Consider the following 17,127-nt stretch of genomic DNA (forward strand, 5'->3'; position numbering starts at 1 on the left):
TCGCGAACACTCAAATAAAAGCGCTCAATATGAAAGTATTGGGCGCTTTCTATGTATGAAGAATAGGGGGATTAATTTAAATATTCATCAAAGTATGTTGCCATTTTTTCTTCATCAATTTTTAGGTTGCCTTTCCAGCCTGCCCATGGCATTTCCATATCAGAGCGACCTTTGGTGTTATTAAGTTGATTTTCTGCAATGGTAATATCGCCAAAATTAGCCCAGCTATTTAAAGATAATGGAATATAGGCATTAGGAATAACCCCCACTAAGGCAAGTGAGTGCAAAATACCTCGTTTGGTATATCTATCACCCGAAATTAATTTAGCCTCATTTAACCGTTTTTCAAATTTACCCGGAGTTTCACCTTCAGGAGCGCTACGTAATAAATGAAGTAATTGCTTAAAGATCTCTTTATCTCCCTGCGTTGGACTAACGGGAGGGGCTGTTAGTAAGTGCTTTAAATTCAAATAAGCATAAGTGGGATTGCTCGTATAAGAATTACCGTAATAGAGGCAATATTGAAAATAGCTGTCATTAATATATTTTTGTTGATTTCTATCACTACAAATCCAACAACAGGCATATTGAGGTTTTTCTTCATAATTATGTAGTGGCAAATTTTGTAGTTTATGAAAAGCACCTAAAACAGAACGACCTCTAAGATAGCTGCCACCCACACCAGCCACAAATCCATCTAAGCAACGCTTTTGGGTGAGTGATGGATTATTTTTTAAGCTATTTAATTTTGAAATAACATCAGAATGATCAGCAAATCTTTCTATAACATTAGGTCGCCAATTGACTTCTGATAACAAGACTCGTTCTTTTTCTGAAAGAGTATCAAGCTGATACAATGAAACTTGGCGTTCAGGATCATACTGACTGTTTTCATACTTATAGAGTTTTCGCAAAATTCGCATAATTTTTTGCACGATTTTACCTTGTTATGTTTATAGGTTTTTAATTGATATTGGTGGGTAACATAAATAGAAGATATGTAACTTAATACAGATACAAAAAAAAGCCAGTTCAAATGATGAACTGACTTTATTAATAGAGGCAGATAAAGTTTATTTTACTGTAAGTTCAGTTTCTTCATCTTGGTTAAAGACAGTTTTATCCGTTTGTCCCATAATTTGACTCGTGATTGTACCCGCTGTCATTGAGCCACTGACGTTTAATGCGGTACGTCCCATATCAATTAATGGCTCTACAGAGATTAATAGGGCAACTAATGTCACAGGTAAACCCATTGCAGGCAGAACGATAAGAGCTGCAAATGTAGCACCACCACCAACGCCCGCAACACCTGCAGAGCTGACGGTTACGATAGCAACTAAAGTGGCAATCCACATTGGATCTAATGGGTTAATTCCCACTGTAGGCGCAACCATAACGGCCAACATCGCAGGGTAAATACCCGCACAACCATTTTGACCAATTGTTGTACCAAAAGATGATGAGAAGCTTGCGATAGATTCTGGCACACCCACACGCTTAATTTGAGTTTCAATATTTAATGGAATACTTGCAGCACTTGAACGACTTGTAAATGCGAATGCTAATAAAGGCCCCGCTTTTTTGAAGAATTTAATAGGATTCAAACCCGTAAAGCTGACTAGTAATCCATGAACCACAAACATTAAGCCAATAGCAACATAGGAGGCAACAACAAAGCTTCCTAATTGAATGATGTCGTGCATATTTGAGCTTGCAACAACCTTAGTCATCAGCGCCATTACACCATAAGGTGTTAACATCATAACAATACGAACCAGTTTCATGATCCATGATTGTAAGCAATCAATTGCAACTAAAACTTTCTCACCACGAGGTTGGTCTTCTTTGAGCAGTTTCAGTGCAGCCATACCTAAGAAAGTAGCAAAGATAACGACGCTAATAATTGATGTTGAGCTTGCACCTGTTAAATCAGCAAATGGATTTTTAGGAATAAATGACAAAATAAGCTGTGGCATCGTTAAGTCAGAAACTTTGCCCATGTAATTTTGCTCAAGTGCAATTAAGCGCTGTGCTTCTTGTTCACCTTGTACTAGGCCTTCTGCTGTTAAGCCAAATAAATTAGCAATAACAATACCTATTAATGCAGAAATAGCTGTGGTGAATAATAGTGTGCCAATAGTGAGTCCACTAATTTTTCCTAGTGATGATGCTTGGTGTAATCGAGCTACGGCACTAAGAATAGAGGCAAATACTAATGGCATAATGATCATTTGTAACAGCTGTACATAGCCATTACCCACGATATTAAACCAAAGAATAGATTCTTTAATAATAGGATCGTGTGAGTCATAGAATGCGTGTAGTGCTAGCCCAAAAGCAACACCAAAAACTAAACCAACAAGAACTTTCTTTGAAAGGCTCCACTGACGTTGACTTAATTTAGCCAAGATGAGTAATAGCACAACAAAGACGAGTACGTTAATGATTAACGGAAAATTCATCTTAACTCTCCAACGAGATCTTTATTTATATAATTTCGACGATTGTATGCGATATGAGTTCTTAGGCAATAAGAAAGGATATAACAGCACCAATGCGATATAGGGTAACAGAACTGTTAATAACTTTTTATAATTAATTATTATTTTATATAATCATTTGGTTATAAAAACAAGGAAAGTTGGTATAAAAAGAAGTAAGAATTTATAAATAAATAGAGAAACGTAGGTTTTTGTCAGGCTGTGTTAAAAATTAGTACGCTTATCGTGGTACATCTGTAACCAGTTATTGATTTGTGAAGGCAGGGTAACAGTAAGGTGAGGAGGTAAAAAAAGTGCGCCAACAAGGATCAAAACAGAGATAAATCTCTCGCCTTTTTTATTGTTCTTTTTGCCTAAAATGGGTAATGCAAAGCGTATTTTTAAAGGCCACAGGAAAGGAACGCCAGCGGGAGTTAACATATCTGCAATAAGGTGGCTAAGATAACCGAATAAAAGGGCATGAAAGATATCGGCGGAAATATCCCACTGTGGTGAAACTTGTGTTTCCCATAAAATAGCTAAACCACAAAACGCAAGTAAACTATGCGTAAAACCTCGATGACCACAGAGTTTTGATAGAGGCAGTGAGATAATACGGAATAATCGCCCGAGAATAGAGCCAGGGTGGTCTAAGTCAGGTAGAAGTGAGCCTAATAAGACAGCAGGGATCATGTGAAACCAATCACCATGAGCAAGAGCTGGCGTTATTTCAAGTTTCTGCGCTAACACAAGTGTCGCCACAGAAAAAAGTAGATGTCCTTCTGCTGTCATTCCATGTCTGTTTATTTGCTGTTCATTTATACAGTAATTAAAGTATAAAAGGTTTTGACGATAACTAACAGACAAAAAAGATAAAAATTGTCTTAAATATTAAGCAATAACAGGAATATTTTATTTGATTGATTTAAAAATGATCGAATTTAGGATAAGGAACCAAAAAGTAAGATCACGGCGAGAGGAAGCAAAAGAAATATACAAGAGGAATACTTAAAAATAGAGAAGAGGTTAATGAGCTTATGTTTATTAAAAGCAGAATAAAAAGGATATCTTATAAAGTAGAATATCCTTTTTATTTATGGAAATTAGCCTAATAAATGTAGTTGCGTTAGTTCATTGAGTGACGCAATTTTTACATCAGCTAAGCCCCATTGTTTATCATTAAATTGTTCTATTGCAGGGACAACGATAGAGCGCATTCTGGCGCCTTTACAAGCAATCATACCATTGCGAGAATCTTCTAATGAAACACAGTGAATAGGGTCAAGATTAAGCGCTTTAGCTGCATTTAGATAAACTTCAGGGTGTGGTTTGCTGTGTGGTAGCTCATCAGCAGACACGACAGCTGAGAAGTAATGACGAATATTAAACAACTCCAGGACACGCTCAAGCATAAAATCAGGAGATGCTGATGCTAGTGCAATTTTTAACCCTGATGATTTGCAAAGTTCTAAGGCATGCTCAACACCTGGTAATAGTGGTTTTGTTTCTTCAACTAATTTGACAACACGAGAAACCATTTTTTGTTTTGCTTCTTGTTTTGAAACGCCTTGCCAAGGTGATGCTCTATACCATAAATCAATGACTTCGTTTATTCTTAACCCAACCATATCGGGCATTGCCGATGCAAGGGATAGATCGACGCCTAATTCAGCAAAGACCTCATGTTCTGCTTGCTGCCAAAATGGTTCAGAGTCGATTAATAAACCATCCATATCAAATATTGCAGCTTCAATAGGGAATTTAAAAGACATGTTACTCTCCATAAATAAGGTCTATGTTGTCGAGTGGCGATTGTAGCAAGAGTTACAGGGAAAATCTTTTTAATCAGTTTCTTATTTATTTTGTAAAATAAATAGAGAGAATAGCTACTATTAATTTATTGTCGTGTTAGCCGTTAATTAGACTACGATAAACAGATAAATATTGACGAATTCGACTAGTGAGGATGTGATGAGTTATCAATATGCGGGATTATATGCCATTTTAAAGCGTGTACTTGGCTGGCTTATTTTTATTCCTGCCTTTATTTCGACAGCTGTATCATTGATAGGATTAGCTGCAATTCAACGCCCAAGTGGTGATGGTGTAAATGCCGTAATTAATGATTTTTTTCGTGTATTAGCGGAAATGGTGCAATTTAACACACCTTTTTTAGGTTTTTTCTGGCGAAATTCACCTATCCCCAATACACAAATGGGATTTAGCCAAGAAAATATCACTTTTTTTGTTATTTTTCTTTTTATGTTCATAGGATTAGCATTCAGCGCATCAGGATTACGAATTTATCGTCAAGTGAAATATTTGAAAGAAAATATACAAGATCAGCTTATTATTGAACGCGCAATGAAAAGTGGTGTAACGGCTGAAGAATTGCAACAAAATATCAAATTACCGCGACATACTATATTTACTCAAATTATGGTGCTTTATTTATCACCTCTGATTGTCATTGCAATTGGCTATTTCTTAATGAAATTTTTAGGATGGTAACACTATTTTAAAGTGAGCGAGGACTGTTCACTTATATTAATTGAAAGGAAAAATAAACCTCGCATCACTGAATCTGGCGAGGTTATATTTTTTAGTTTTTTATTATCTCAATACTATTTCACTTTATTCCTATTAAGGTGTTGCTAATAGATCATCAATGATTTTTCTGACTTCTAAATAATTTTCTTCGCCCCCAAATAAATTACAACGGTTGAGGAAGAAATAGAGTTGGTAAATAGGCTGACGAGATAAAAACTTATCGGATAGTGGCCAAACACTTTGATAACCGTCGAAAATATTTGCAGGTACTGCAGTACAAAGCGGTAACATTGCGATATCACACTCTCGATCACCCCAATAACAAGCTGGATCGAACACGGTACCTTCTGATTGACCAATTGCAGCACAGTTTTTAGGCCATAGATTGCCGTGAAGCAAAGAGGGTTGTGGATTATGATCAGCAAGGCGATGAGTGATAATTTGAGTGACCTCATCGATATCTCCAAAAACCATACCTTTCTCAGAAGCTAGTTGTAGCTGAAAACCAATACGTTTTTCAGAATAAAAGTGATTCCAGCGTTTTTCCCAGCTATTGAGTTGAGGGGTTGTATCGATTTGGGTATCGAAATCAAAGCCATAACTAGGTTGTTCTTCCCACTGATGTAGTCTTGCTAGTTGTTGTCCAAAACAGTAGGCGCTATGAGGTGTAAATGGTTGAATAGGCAAAAATTCAAGGAGTAGAAAGCTGGCATCTTTACTATTACCGATACCAAGAACTCGGGGAGTTCGAATTGTTTGGCTTTTTGCCAGCATTTCGAGTTGTTCTGCCTCATTTTTAAAGTTAGGCAGAAATTCACGCAAATTAGATTTCACAAAAACAGGCGTATCACCATAATAAATTTTCCATGTATGATGAATATCACCACTAGAAAGGTGAATTTTTTCGTTTATCTTTGCTGAAAATCCTAAGTTTGATTCCAGTAAACGACCTATATTCTGCCACATACTTACACCTCGCAAAGTTGTTTACTTAGTAGACCCAAATAAAATAGTAACGAGCGATGTTTATACTATGACAATAACACTTTAATTAAATCAATAAAGTATAAAGCTAAAAAACGGGATGATTATCCCGTTTTTGCGAAGATAAAGAAGATGCTCAGGCGCTAGCGGGTTTTGTTTGTCGCTTTATTTTTGCCAAACTTATCTGATTAGAGAGTAGCGCAATAATAAAGAACACAGCTTGCGTTAGCACAATACAAGGACCTGTTGCTCCATCAATATGGAAACTAATAAATGTTCCTATAACACTAGATGCGACAGAAAATATAATTGCTAACATAATCATGCGTGAAAAACTGCGTGTTAATAAATAGGCAGTGATCCCCGGTGAAATAAGCATTGCGACAACTAAAATAATCCCAACGGCCTGCATTGAAGCAACAATGGTTAATGCCAAAATGGATAGTAAGCCATAGTGCAATAATGTGACAGGTAAGCCAACAATTCTGGCTTGGTTAGGGTCGAAGCAATAAAGCATAAAATCTTTTTGCTTAATAAGCATAATAGTGATGGTGATTACACAGATAATACTAATTTGAGTTAATACATCAGGTGTAATGCCTAAAATATTACCAAATAAAATATGCATTAAATGTTGGTCTGTATCGACACTGGCAAAAATAACCAAACCCACCGCAAACATGCCTGAGAATACAATCCCCATCACTGTATCTTCTTTAATGCGACTGTGATCTTTTAAATAACCGGTGGCAAAAGAGCAAAATAGCCCAGAAAGGAAGGCACCTACTGTTAACGGGATAGCAGTGACATAAGCAAGAACAACGCCAGGTAAAACAGCGTGAGAGATTGCATCTCCCATTAAAGACCAGCCTTTTAATACCATATAACAAGATAAAATAGCGCAGGCGATACCTATGATAATGGCCGCAACAATAGCGCGTTGCATAAAGGGATATTGAAAAGGCTCAATGAAAAATTCCATCAACTCATTCATAGTTTCACCTCTTCTGGTTTTGTTGATCCTTTATGCTGATGAGATTGTGTGATCAACTGTTGTGAACTCTGACGAGCACGACGGCGAGCGGCTAACATACCGTGTTTCGGGGCGAATAAGAAAGCCAACAGAAAGAGTGATGTTTGCATTGTGACAATCACGCCACCTGTTGCACCATTAAAGAAGTAGCTAAGATAAGCGCCTACTGCACTTGTGACTGTGCCAATACAGATAGCAATAATAGCCAGCCGTTTAAATTGATCTGTGAGTAAATAAGCAGTTGCGCCAGGGGTAACTACCATAGCAATGACAAGGATGGCGCCAACAGTTTGAAGAGCCGCAACAGTACAAGCGCTCAAAAGAGTGAAAAAGATAATTTTTAATTTTAATGGTGATAAGCCGATTGATTTTGCATGAACTTCATCAAAAAAAACCACCAGCAAGTCTTTCCAAATACAAAATAAGACGAAAAAAGAAACACCCGTAATAATCACAACTTGCCATACATCTTCATCAGCAATACCTAAGATATTCCCGAGAATGATGGTCTGAACGTTGACGGCTGTTGGTTTAAGCGAAACTAGTAACAGACCAAAGGCAAAAAAAGTGGAGAAAATAAAGCCAATAACGGCATCTTCACGAAGGCGTGTGATATGACGAATAAGTGTCATTGATAATGCCGCGAGCAAACCCGTAAAAAAAGCACCAACTGCATAGGGCAAACCTAATATATAAGCTCCAGCAACACCGGGAACAACTGAGTGGGAAAGGGCATCTCCCATTAACGACCAACCTTTCAAAATAAGATAGGATGAAAGAAACGCACAGACAGCACCGACTAAGGCACTGACCCAAATTGCTTTCACCATATAGTTATATTCAAAAGGTTGTAGGAGTAAATCTAGCATGGCTAATCTCCTTGTTTGCGCTGGCTTTGGTGCGCTGGAGTGTGTTCTTCTTGATGACCATAGAAAACAGCAGCACGTTCATCATCGGTAATAACAGTAAGTGAACGTGGATCGTCATCATCATGAAGATCAGAACCTGAGAGGCTAATGTGACGTAACACACCACCAAATGCGTGTTCTAAGTTTTTCTGTGTAAATGTCGTTTCAGTTGGACCACTATCTAACACCGTTCTATTGATTAAAATAACGTGGTCACAAAATTCAGGTACACTTCCTAAGTTATGCGTTGAAACTAAAACTAAGTGGCCTTCTTCGCGCAAATTGCGTAAAAGCTCGATGATGGCATTTTCTGTTTTAACATCGACACCCGTAAAAGGTTCATCAAGTAATAAAACAGTACCTTCTTGAGCCATTGCTCGTGCTAAGAAAACACGTTTTTTCTGACCACCAGAAAGTTCACCAATTTGGCGATGTCCTAAGCCTGACAAACCAACACGTTCTAATGATGCTTCAACAACTTCATGATCGCGTTTTGAAGGAATACGAAAAAAACCCATTTTTCCATAACGTCCCATCATTACAACATCAGAAACAAGCACAGGAAAATTCCAGTCAACTTCTTCTGTTTGTGGTACATAGGCGATCATATTTTGTTTTAACGCCTGCTGAATCGGGCTGCCGTTTAATGTCACTTTACCTTTAGAGGGCTTTACTAGCCCCATAATGGTTTTAAATAGTGTGGATTTACCACTGCCATTGATGCCCACTAGGGCACAAATAGTGCCACCAGTGATAGAGAAGCTTGCATCAAAAATAGCTGTATGACCGTTGTTGTAAGTTACTGTGGCATTATCAACAGTCAACGTAGGATTAGCTTTTATATTGCTCATTGCCCAAATCCTTTCGCAATTGTATCTACTGTAATAGTAATTAAATCAATATAAGTAGGAACTTCACCACCTTCAGCGGAAAGTGAGTCAACATAAAGAACGCCACCGTATTTTGCGCCAGTTTCTTTGCTGACTTGTTTAGCCGGTTTATCTGAAATTGTACTTTCACTAAAGACAACAGGGATCTTGTGTTCTCTAACGGTATCAATCACATATTTAACCTGTTGTGGTGTGCCTTGTTCTTCTGCATTAATTGGCCATAAATAAACTTCTTTAAAGCCATAATCATTAGTTAAATAACTGAAAGCGCCTTCACTGGTCACTAACCAACGATCTTCTTGTGGGATACGAGACAACCGTTCTCTTAATGGTGCATCAAGCTGTTTAATTTTTTCTGCGTAATTTGCTGCATTTTGATTATAAATTGCTGCATTATCAGGATCGTGTTCAACAAATGCTTTACGAATATTTTCAATATAAATTAATGCGTTATTTGGTGACATCCATGCGTGTGGATTCGGATTATTTTTGTAAGCACCTTCACTAATTGCCATTGGAGTGATGCCTTCAGTTACTACAACCGCAGGAACATTACGTAACTCATTAAAAAAACGTTCGAACCAGCGTTCAAGGTTTAAACCATTCCATAAGATCAAATCAGCTTTTTGGGCTTTTACAATATCTTTTGGGGTAGGCTGATAATCATGAATTTCGGCACCAGGTTTTGTAATTGATTCAACAATCGCTGCATCTCCAGCAACATTCTGTGCGATATCTTGAATAATAGTAAAGGTAGTGACGACTTTAAGTTTATCTTTTGCTTGTGCAGGTGTGGTTAAAAAGACTGTTGCCATAAGGCATAAAGCCGTAAGTGAAAATTTGTTTACAGAGCGAAATATATCCATATTATTATTGCCTTATAGTTGCAGAGGTATTTTCTTAATTGATAATGATTATCAATATCATTTCAAAAAAAGTCAAGTTATCTCTGTGTAAAAAGCTTCATTTGATAACGACTAGAAATAAGATAACAACATGTATTCCAATAAATGTTAAGTAGATTGTCGGGTTTTGTCACAAAAATTAACAATCGTTCTTAACTATTTGTGTAAGAGATGATTTTTATTACGCATAAAAATGCACTTTCTCCTTATTAATTCAATGTGGGTTATGTCGCTACGATTTTATCGCGATCTCTCAATCTCTTTTTTACATTGCACTAATGCATACCATTTATTCAAAAATAAGTAATAACACGATATAAACTTGTTATGGCAGATTCTATTCTGATTAATACATTTGGGAGGCAATCATAGTGAATGGGATAGATTTGAGATAAAACACACGCTAGAAATAGTAATAGATTGATTTATTTCTCGTACTTTGCCATATTTTAGCGTGAATTTTTGTGTGGAAATAGAATAATATATCTCCAACTTGTTGATATATAAACATATCGTTGTACAACCCTTTATGCAAAAGGATAAAACGTGAAAGTAAAAATCATCTTTTCTTTGGCAATTTTGCTTCTTGCTGGTTGTGCTGATAATGCTCATCAACCAATTCAAAAAGACACATCTCGATTTTTAAGTCAAAAGCCGATAAATAGCCGTATTAGTAATGCTTCGATCTCCACGGCACAATGGAAAGCAACCCCTTTTGATAATCACATACAGCAAGCCTCTAGCCGTTATAATGTTGATGAAACATTAATTAAAGCGATCATCCAGGTTGAGTCTAACTTTAGACCAGAGGTAATTAGTAAATCAAATGCAGTTGGATTAATGCAAATTAAAGCATCAACAGCAGGAAGAGATGTTTATCAAAATAGAGGAAAAGCGGGGCAACCAACAACAGCTCAATTGAAAGATCCTGCTATTAATATTGATTTAGGTACGGCTTATATTCAATTATTAAGAGAGCGCCACCTTGTTGGTATTGCTGATCCTGAAACACTTTATTACGCCACCATTCTTGCTTATGTGAATGGCGCAGGCGCTTTATTGAGAACATTTGATAAAAATAGAGACAATGCGATAGCTAAAATTAATTCAATGAGTGCGGACGATTTTTATCGTTACGTTGAAAAAAACCATCCGGCAACTCAAGCACCACGTTATTTAGCTAAAGTAAGAGCCGCTTACCATGCAGGGGATAATTAATCTGGCAAATTAGCTGCGGCTTGAGCCTGTTTTAATAAAGCAGGCAAATCTGCAATGATTTCAAGAACACCGTTAATCATAAATTGAACACCCATACAGATTAATAAAAATCCCATTACACGAGAAATAGCATCAATACCACTGTGACCTAAATATTTCATAATGCCGGTGGAGCCACGAAGTGACAGCCAAACAATCACGCTAATTAAAAAGAAGGTCGTTACTGGAGCCACATATAATACCCATTGAGCAATATCAGTACGCGAAGGTATTGATGCTGCGGTACTGATGATCATTGCAATGGTTCCTGGTCCTGCGGTACTTGGCATTGCTAAAGGAACAAAGGCAATATTGGGTTCTTTGGGATTGTGGTGAGGATTATTATCGTCAGAAATAGGATCATCAACATTAGGTGTATTAGGAAATAGCATACTAAAGCCAATAAAGGCCACTATCATCCCTCCAGCAATACGAAGACCGGGTATCGAAATGCCAAACGTTGTCATTATGACGCGACCCGCATAAAACGCGATGGTCATAATGAGAAAAATATAGACACATGCCATTAAAGATTGTTGATTACGTTGTTCTTTGGTCATATTTCCTGAAAGACCAAGCCAGAGAGCAACAGTCGTTAATGGATTAGTTAAAGGTAAAAGTAAAATAAGACCAAGGCCAATAGCCTGAAAAAACTGGTAAGCAGAGTGCATGGAATATAAAAGCTCCTATAATAACAGGTAATTAAGGAGTATTTATGATAACAAATTAAACAGCAAAAAGTTATTTTTAAGCATAATAATCTTAATGTTTATTGGTATTTCTTCATTAACCACTCTAAATGTATTTTTACTGAGAGCCAGTCATAATCAGTAATACTATAAACACAGGTATCTCTTTTTTGACCGCCTATTGTTAGTCGGTGGTTACGTAAAATGCCATCGAGTTTTGCACCTAAGCGTTCAATCGCTCTGCGACTTGTTTGGTTTAATATGTGAGTACGAAATTCAACAGCAATACACTGTAACTCTTCTAGCGCATATTTAAGTAATAGGTATTTAGCTTCAGTGTTAATTCCTGTTCTTTGTACTTCTTTTGCATACCACGTTGAGCCTATTTCTAACCTTGGTGTTTGGTTATCGATATTCATAAAGGTTGTTATGCCAACCACACGGTTATTAGTTTTAGAAATAATGGTAAAAGGCAACATTAACCCTTTTTGTTGTAATTGAAGTTTATGCTCAATATCTCGTTGTAACTCTATTACTGAAGGAACAGTGGTATACCAAAGTTCATCTGGCCTATCTTTTTTAATTAGTTCATAGAGTTCTGAGTAATGTTCCATACTTAGGGGGACTAAACGCACAAGTTTTCCTTCCAGTGTTGTCCACTCTGTTATCTTTTTCATCATAAATATTCTCTGGGGTTATCAATAGGAGTGTTTTTAATATATAACAAAATTATGAATTGATATGATTATTTTAAATGTTATTAAAAATAGGCAAAATTCAGAATAATGAGAATCAGAGAAAAAAGAGTGTGAGTGATTCTTTCTCAACAGAGAATGACTGCCTCACTACAGGTGAGCTAGCATAATGCGTGCTAATCTATAACTCAGTAATCAAGGTATCACTGTAAATTAAAATAGATTGGTAAAAAAATGACAGATTTAATTGAATGGGATGATTTTCTACGTGTAGAAATGAGAGTGGGAACAATTATCAGCGCAAAAATAAATGAGAAAGCTAATAAACCTGCTTATATTATGGAAGTCGATTTGGGCGAATTAGGCATAAAGCGCTCAAGTGCTCAAATTACGGTAAATTACACTCCTGAAGAGCTTGTGGGACGTCGTGTTTTGTGTGTATGTAATTTCCCTGTTAAACGCATTGCAGGTATAAAATCTGAAGTCTTAATTACAGGGGCACCAGATGAAACGGGAGCAATTGTATTGGCTGAGTTTAACTTGCCTTTACCAAATGGTTCACGTCTAGCATAAATAAGTATCTTTATCTGGCACTCTTAAATAGTGATGTTCTGCTGAGTTTTGATATAGTAATTATTCAATAGTAGGATGGATATAAAGGAGTGTCTTTTGTTATTACCTCAATTGCATTTGCGCTGTTATACACAAGAGACGGTATCTCATCATCATGATAATTTATGGCAGATTATTTTCGGGCTTTCAGGTTCAATGGAAGTTAATTTTAATCGAGAAAATTTTCTGATTTCTAATCAAAACTGTTTGGTTATCCCCCCAACGATTCATCATGCCTTTTCAGGCAATATAGATAATAAAAATCTTATCCTAGAACTTCCTGCAACTTCGCAATGGCAATTAAGTGAGAAAGGTGGACAATTTGCGTTATCACCGGCTGCCATTAGTTTATTAGAGTGGATACATCAATATCCTCAACTTCCAGATCAATATTCAACCATAACACGGCTTTTACTTGCCCAAATGAAAATACAAAAAGGTTGGCGCGATAGTTTGGATGCTTGGTTAGCGAATAAATTACATATACCATTAACAACACATGATATCGCTTTCGCTTTTAATACATCAGCGAGTACACTACAACGAAAAATGAAAGCAGAGGTTGGGGTGTCTGTGATGCAATATGTTACTCAACAGCGGCTTAGCAAAGCCGCTGAATTATTAAAATACACACCACTAAATATTGAAAATATTGCTTTAGCAGTAGGATATGACTCGCATTCTGCATTTAGTCAGGCATTTCGCCAATACTTTAATAAAAGTCCTACTGAGTATAGACAGGATTAAGCGATTATCCCACTTTATTTCCTACTGAATAAATTCGTGGACATAATTTATCGAAGGCAAGCGTGAATAAATAAGTATAGATAAAGAAGAAGATTAATATAGTTATTTCCATACTTATTGCTTTGATAAAACCTACATTATACCACCACATATAAAGTGGAATGGTAAAGAAAAATAAACCTAATTCAAAACTTATTGCATGGATTAGTCGTACTATGACAGTCCGTTTTTTTATTGTTAATTTTAACTCAATTAATTCAAAGAAAGAATTAAAAATATAATTCCAAATCAAAGCAATAACAGAAACCGCAATTGCAACAGGGAGTGAATTATGTGATTGACTTTGGCTTAATATGGTCAGTAAAACAGTGCTTAATAAAATCGCGAGAGTTTCAAAAGTAATAGCATAAACTAATTTACGAGGGCGGGGTTTTAGATAAAACATGCATATACCTTTTATAATAAAAATCTGGACCGCCCCAGAATAAGTTTTTTTAAAGCCGCGGTTTCCGCTTATTTATTATGGTAGACAAATTAAATAAAAATTTCTATCTCTCTGTGTATTAAAAATAAACGTTAAAATTACCTATGAGATAAAGCTATAAATCTTTGCTGTCTGTGATAAAATTCCCCCCGAGTTACGATAAGGCTCAGCGATATTATAGATATTTACTTGATAAGTAAGTGTTCATCTCTATGTGCAAACCTCGCGAGGTAAAGTGAGAAAATTGTCGTAACGTACTGAATACATACGAAATAAAAAGCTTACAAGTGATCTTGCGTATGGGTCACCACTGTAAATAAGGATTTTAAATGCCAATTATTACTCTTCCTGACGGAAGCCAACGTCAATTTGAAAATGCAGTTTCTGTCATGGATGTCGCTGCAGATATCGGCCCAGGACTTGCGAAAGCATGTATTGCTGGCCGTGTTAATGGTGAGCTAGTGGATGCTTGTGAATTAATCGAACATGATGCAAATCTGGCGATTATCACCGCAAAAGATGATGAAGGTCTTGAAATTATTCGTCACTCTTGTGCCCACTTATTGGGACATGCAATTAAACAATTATGGCCACAAACCAAAATGGCGATTGGTCCTGTTATCGAAAATGGTTTCTACTACGATGTGGATTTAGACCATTCTCTCACACAGGAAGATTTAGAAACTCTAGAAAAACGCATGCTAGAGTTGGCGAAAACAGATTATGACGTTATTAAAAAACGCGTAAGCTGGGCTGAAGCTCGTGAAACTTTTGTTTCTCGTGGTGAAGACTATAAAGTTGCTATTCTTGACGAAAATATTAGCCAAGATTCTCAACCTGGTCTTTATCATCACCAAGAATATGTTGATATGTGCCGTGGACCACATGTTCCAAATATGCGTTTCTGCCATAACTTTAAGTTACAGAAAATCGCAGGTGCATATTGGCGTGGTAACAGCGATAATAAAATGTTACAACGCATTTATGGTACAGCTTGGGCTGATAAAAAACAGTTAAAAGCTTACTTAGATCGCTTAGAAGAAGCTGCAAAACGTGACCACCGTAAAATTGGTAAACAGCTTGACTTATATCATATGCAAGAAGAAGCACCAGGTATGGCTTTCTGGCATAATGATGGTTGGACTATTTTCCGTGAGTTAGAAACATTTGTACGTTGTAAATTAAAAGAATATGATTACCAAGAAGTAAAAGGTCCATTTATGATGGATCGTGTTCTTTGGGAAAAAACAGGTCACTGGGAAAACTACAAAGAAAATATGTTCACAACATCGTCAGAGAATCGTGAATATTGTATCAAACCAATGAACTGCCCAGGTCATGTACAAATCTTCAAACAAGGTTTACGTTCTTACCGCGATTTGCCATTACGTATGGCTGAATTTGGTAGTTGCCATCGTAATGAACCATCAGGTGCATTACATGGTTTAATGCGTGTTCGTGGCTTTACACAAGACGATGCGCATATCTTCTGTACAGAAGAACAAATTTTAAGTGAAGTAAATGACTGCATCAAATTGATTTATGATGTATATTCTACTTTTGGATTTGAAAAAATTGTTGTTAAGCTGTCTACTCGCCCAGAAAAACGTATCGGTGAAGATGCATTATGGGATATTGCTGAAGCAGACTTAGCAAAAGCCTTAACTGATAACAATATTGAATTTGAATATCAGCCAGGCGAAGGGGCGTTTTATGGCCCTAAAATTGAATTTACACTTTACGATTGTTTAGATCGTGCATGGCAGTGTGGTACAGTACAATTAGACTTCTCACTACCAGGTCGTTTAGGCGCGTCTTATGTTGCCGAAAACAACGAGCGTAAAGTACCTGTTATGTTACACCGAGCAGTGTTAGGATCCTTAGAACGTTTTATTGGTATTCTGACCGAAGAATACGCAGGATTCTTCCCAACTTGGTTAGCACCACAGCAGGTTGTCGTGATGAATATCACGGATGGACAGGCTGATTATGTACAAAAACTCGTCAAAGAATTGCAAGATGCCGGAATTCGTGCAAAAGCAGACTTGAGAAATGAGAAGATTGGCTTTAAAATTCGTGAACATACTTTACGTCGTGTTCCGTACATGCTTGTCTGTGGAGATAAAGAAGTTGAATCAGGCAAAGTGGCGGTTCGTACTCGTCGAGGAAAAGACCTTGGCAGTATCGACGTTAACGAATTTAAAGAAAAGCTTCTGCAAGAAATTAGAAGCAGAAGTCTTCATCAGTTGGAGGAATAAGGTATTAAAGGCGGAAAAAGAATTCAATCAACGCGTCAGAATCGCATCAATGGTGAGATTCGCGCTCATGAAGTTCGTTTAACAGGTTTAGATGGCGAACAGATTGGAGTTGTTAGTCTGAAAGAGGCTCTTGAGAAAGCCGAGGAAGCAGGTGCTGATTTAGTTGAAATTAGTCCTAATGCCGAGCCGCCAGTTTGTCGTATTATGGACTACGGCAAATTCCTCTATGAGAAAAGTAAGACTCTCAAAGAACAGAAAAAGAAACAAAAAGTTATTCAGGTTAAGGAAGTTAAATTCCGTCCTGGTACAGATGAAGGCGACTATCAGGTCAAACTACGCAACCTGATTCGTTTTCTTGAAGATGGCGATAAAGCCAAAGTCACACTGCGTTTCCGCGGTCGTGAAATGGCACACCAACAAATCGGTATGGAGATGCTTAACCGTATCCGTGAAGATTTGGATGAACTGGCTGCAGTTGAATCTTTCCCTAATAAGATTGAAGGGCGTCAGATGATCATGGTGTTAGCGCCGAAGAAGAAATAGTCGGGCAATTCAAGTAATAGCGTCAGTCTGAATGGCTGATTGCTATTCGCCTCATTATTTTATGTTATTAACAATGCGAAGTGGATTAT

The 17,127-nt window shown here is 37.0% G+C and carries 18 protein-coding genes; 6 read left to right on the forward strand and 12 right to left on the reverse strand.

The features are described from left to right. Positions 1-71 precede the first annotated feature (71 nt). The 4 genes from H1225_RS05445 to hxpB all read right to left on the reverse strand — a co-directional run bounded on the left by H1225_RS05445 (position 72) and on the right by hxpB (position 4,255). Positions 72-935 carry a hypothetical protein gene (locus tag H1225_RS05445; protein ID WP_239739543.1) on the reverse strand — a complete coding sequence of 288 codons (864 nt, stop codon included), beginning with the start codon at positions 933-935 and terminating at the stop codon, positions 72-74. Between the two features lie 138 nt (positions 936-1,073). After that, a complete protein-coding gene (locus H1225_RS05450) occupies positions 1,074-2,465 on the reverse strand; it encodes an L-cystine transporter (RefSeq protein WP_072062594.1) in 1,392 nt (463 codons plus the stop codon). Between the two features lie 243 nt (positions 2,466-2,708). Next, complete coding sequence (locus tag H1225_RS05455; RefSeq protein WP_006537135.1) at positions 2,709-3,275, reverse strand: metal-dependent hydrolase; 567 nt, start codon at positions 3,273-3,275, stop codon at positions 2,709-2,711. Between the two features lie 311 nt (positions 3,276-3,586). After that, positions 3,587-4,255 (reverse strand): hexitol phosphatase HxpB, encoded by a 669-nt coding sequence (gene hxpB, locus H1225_RS05460; RefSeq protein WP_072062592.1) that lies wholly within the window; start codon positions 4,253-4,255, stop codon positions 3,587-3,589. A gap of 199 nt (positions 4,256-4,454) precedes the next feature. On the opposite strand from hxpB, the gene H1225_RS05465 reads away from it, so the two are divergent. Further along, entirely contained in the window at positions 4,455-4,994 is a 540-nt protein-coding gene (locus tag H1225_RS05465; RefSeq protein WP_006537133.1) for a YniB family protein, read from the forward strand. Between the two features lie 132 nt (positions 4,995-5,126). Here H1225_RS05465 and H1225_RS05470 read toward each other — a convergent pair whose 3' ends face one another. The 5 genes from H1225_RS05470 to H1225_RS05490 all read right to left on the reverse strand — a co-directional run bounded on the left by H1225_RS05470 (position 5,127) and on the right by H1225_RS05490 (position 9,663). Continuing rightward, positions 5,127-5,999, reverse strand: a complete 873-nt coding sequence (locus H1225_RS05470; protein WP_161723875.1) for a fructosamine kinase family protein — start codon at positions 5,997-5,999, stop codon at positions 5,127-5,129. A 154-nt stretch (positions 6,000-6,153) separates the two neighbouring features. Further along, entirely contained in the window at positions 6,154-7,011 is an 858-nt protein-coding gene (locus tag H1225_RS05475; RefSeq protein WP_006537131.1) for a metal ABC transporter permease, read from the reverse strand. After that, complete coding sequence (locus H1225_RS05480; RefSeq protein WP_072062589.1) at positions 7,008-7,919, reverse strand: metal ABC transporter permease; 912 nt, start codon at positions 7,917-7,919, stop codon at positions 7,008-7,010. Before H1225_RS05480 ends, H1225_RS05475 begins: the two co-directional genes overlap by 4 nt. 2 nt (positions 7,920-7,921) lie before the next feature. Further along, complete coding sequence (locus H1225_RS05485) at positions 7,922-8,809, reverse strand: manganese/iron ABC transporter ATP-binding protein (protein ID WP_006537128.1); 888 nt, start codon at positions 8,807-8,809, stop codon at positions 7,922-7,924. Continuing rightward, positions 8,806-9,663, reverse strand: a complete 858-nt coding sequence (locus H1225_RS05490; protein WP_229096578.1) for a metal ABC transporter substrate-binding protein — start codon at positions 9,661-9,663, stop codon at positions 8,806-8,808. Before H1225_RS05490 ends, H1225_RS05485 begins: the two co-directional genes overlap by 4 nt. 636 nt (positions 9,664-10,299) lie before the next feature. Here H1225_RS05490 and H1225_RS05495 point away from each other — a divergent pair. Next, positions 10,300-10,971, forward strand: a complete 672-nt coding sequence (locus H1225_RS05495) for a transglycosylase SLT domain-containing protein (RefSeq protein WP_161723873.1) — start codon at positions 10,300-10,302, stop codon at positions 10,969-10,971. Here the strand turns inward: H1225_RS05495 and H1225_RS05500 are convergent. Both H1225_RS05500 and H1225_RS05505 read right to left on the reverse strand, forming a co-directional pair. After that, positions 10,968-11,681: a MarC family NAAT transporter gene (locus H1225_RS05500; protein ID WP_072062586.1), complete on the reverse strand. Its 714-nt coding sequence runs from the start codon at positions 11,679-11,681 to the stop codon at positions 10,968-10,970. The genes H1225_RS05495 and H1225_RS05500 overlap by 4 nt on opposite strands. Positions 11,682-11,779: 98 nt before the next feature. After that, on the reverse strand, positions 11,780-12,376 hold the full coding sequence (locus tag H1225_RS05505; protein ID WP_109847712.1) for a GNAT family N-acetyltransferase: 597 nt from the start codon (positions 12,374-12,376) through the stop codon (positions 11,780-11,782). A gap of 252 nt (positions 12,377-12,628) precedes the next feature. Between H1225_RS05505 and H1225_RS05510 the strand changes: the two genes are divergently transcribed. Both H1225_RS05510 and H1225_RS05515 read left to right on the forward strand, forming a co-directional pair. After that, the gene (locus H1225_RS05510) at positions 12,629-12,967 is read left to right on the forward strand and encodes a tRNA-binding protein (RefSeq protein ID WP_006537121.1); all 339 of its coding nucleotides are present in this window, start codon (positions 12,629-12,631) and stop codon (positions 12,965-12,967) included. Positions 12,968-13,063: 96 nt separating this feature from the next. After that, positions 13,064-13,753, forward strand: a complete 690-nt coding sequence (locus H1225_RS05515; RefSeq protein WP_109847628.1) for a helix-turn-helix transcriptional regulator — start codon at positions 13,064-13,066, stop codon at positions 13,751-13,753. Between the two features lie 4 nt (positions 13,754-13,757). Here the strand turns inward: H1225_RS05515 and H1225_RS05520 are convergent, their stop codons facing one another. Next, positions 13,758-14,198 carry a PACE efflux transporter gene (locus tag H1225_RS05520; protein WP_006537118.1) on the reverse strand — a complete coding sequence of 147 codons (441 nt, stop codon included), beginning with the start codon at positions 14,196-14,198 and terminating at the stop codon, positions 13,758-13,760. A gap of 368 nt (positions 14,199-14,566) precedes the next feature. Between H1225_RS05520 and thrS the strand changes: the two genes are divergently transcribed. Together thrS and infC are read left to right on the forward strand one after the other, a co-directional pair. Next, positions 14,567-16,495, forward strand: a complete 1,929-nt coding sequence (thrS, locus tag H1225_RS05525; protein ID WP_072062583.1) for a threonine--tRNA ligase — start codon at positions 14,567-14,569, stop codon at positions 16,493-16,495. 3 nt (positions 16,496-16,498) lie between these two features. Beyond that, positions 16,499-17,038: a translation initiation factor IF-3 gene (gene infC, locus H1225_RS05530; RefSeq protein ID WP_036937410.1), complete on the forward strand. Its 540-nt coding sequence runs from the start codon at positions 16,499-16,501 to the stop codon at positions 17,036-17,038. Positions 17,039-17,127 lie beyond the last annotated feature (89 nt).

This window comes from Proteus penneri (genome assembly GCF_022369495.1).
Lineage (GTDB): Bacteria > Pseudomonadota > Gammaproteobacteria > Enterobacterales > Enterobacteriaceae > Proteus > Proteus penneri.

Coding starts and splice junctions, on each gene's coding strand:
- H1225_RS05450 (WP_072062594.1), bottom strand. CDS start 2,465: ATGAATTTTCCGTTAATCATTAACGTACTCGTCTTTGTTGTGCTATTA.
- H1225_RS05455 (WP_006537135.1), bottom strand. CDS start 3,275: ATGACAGCAGAAGGACATCTACTTTTTTCTGTGGCGACACTTGTGTTA.
- hxpB (WP_072062592.1), bottom strand. CDS start 4,255: ATGTCTTTTAAATTCCCTATTGAAGCTGCAATATTTGATATGGATGGT.
- H1225_RS05465 (WP_006537133.1), top strand. CDS start 4,455: ATGAGTTATCAATATGCGGGATTATATGCCATTTTAAAGCGTGTACTT.
- H1225_RS05470 (WP_161723875.1), bottom strand. CDS start 5,999: ATGTGGCAGAATATAGGTCGTTTACTGGAATCAAACTTAGGATTTTCA.
- H1225_RS05475 (WP_006537131.1), bottom strand. CDS start 7,011: ATGAATGAGTTGATGGAATTTTTCATTGAGCCTTTTCAATATCCCTTT.
- H1225_RS05480 (WP_072062589.1), bottom strand. CDS start 7,919: ATGCTAGATTTACTCCTACAACCTTTTGAATATAACTATATGGTGAAA.
- H1225_RS05485 (WP_006537128.1), bottom strand. CDS start 8,809: ATGAGCAATATAAAAGCTAATCCTACGTTGACTGTTGATAATGCCACA.
- H1225_RS05490 (WP_229096578.1), bottom strand. CDS start 9,663: ATGGCAACAGTCTTTTTAACCACACCTGCACAAGCAAAAGATAAACTT.
- H1225_RS05500 (WP_072062586.1), bottom strand. CDS start 11,681: ATGCACTCTGCTTACCAGTTTTTTCAGGCTATTGGCCTTGGTCTTATT.
- H1225_RS05505 (WP_109847712.1), bottom strand. CDS start 12,376: ATGAAAAAGATAACAGAGTGGACAACACTGGAAGGAAAACTTGTGCGT.
- H1225_RS05510 (WP_006537121.1), top strand. CDS start 12,629: ATGACAGATTTAATTGAATGGGATGATTTTCTACGTGTAGAAATGAGA.
- H1225_RS05520 (WP_006537118.1), bottom strand. CDS start 14,198: ATGTTTTATCTAAAACCCCGCCCTCGTAAATTAGTTTATGCTATTACT.
- thrS (WP_072062583.1), top strand. CDS start 14,567: ATGCCAATTATTACTCTTCCTGACGGAAGCCAACGTCAATTTGAAAAT.